We start from the raw sequence: 507 nt of genomic DNA on the forward strand, positions 1-507 counted from the left end.
ACCGAATCTCCCGGGTTGCCTGACCGGGGTGACGGCTGTCGGTTCGCTCACCAGTCCCGACAACCCGAATGCCTCCCTGCCCGGTGGTAGTGGGCGCGGCGGCATGGGGGCAGGCGGACCGGACGGTGCTCCACCGGACTTCACCGAGGCCGCCGAAGTCCTGGGTGTCACCCTCGACGAACTGCTCGCCGCACTGGGTCCACCGCCGCCCGACCTCGAGGTCGCCGCAGCGACCCTCGGTGTCACCGTCGAGGAACTCCAGGCCGCACTCCCGCCGCCGCCCCAGCCCCGTCCCTGACCTGCACAGAGGCCTGGCGCGCTCGGAGGGACTCGAACCCCCAACCTTCTGATCCGTAGTCAGATGCTCTATCCAATTGAGCTACGAGCGCAGCGGACCGAGTGTACGAGGCACCCGGAATCCGACCCACCGCTGGTAACCGCCGTCACGGGCGGCCGACCCAGGGGAGGTCGGTCGGCGGAGAGGGTGGGATTCGAACCCACGATGAG

Annotated in this window: 1 protein-coding gene and 1 tRNA gene; one reads left to right on the top strand and one right to left on the bottom strand. The window is 69.4% G+C overall.

The annotated features are described in order from the left end of the window. Nucleotides 1–298: hypothetical protein (locus QGH30_09790; GenBank protein ID MDP7022615.1), on the top strand; the 298-nt coding region annotated here is incomplete at its 5' end. Nucleotides 299–312: 14 nt separating this feature from the next. Here QGH30_09790 and QGH30_09795 read toward each other — a convergent pair. Next, a tRNA-Arg gene (locus tag QGH30_09795) sits at nt 313–389 on the bottom strand. Nucleotides 390–507 lie beyond the last annotated feature (118 nt).

The sequence above is a fragment of the Candidatus Krumholzibacteriia bacterium genome, assembly GCA_030748535.1.
In the GTDB taxonomy this organism is placed as follows: Bacteria; Krumholzibacteriota; Krumholzibacteriia; order JACNKJ01; family JACNKJ01; genus JASMLU01.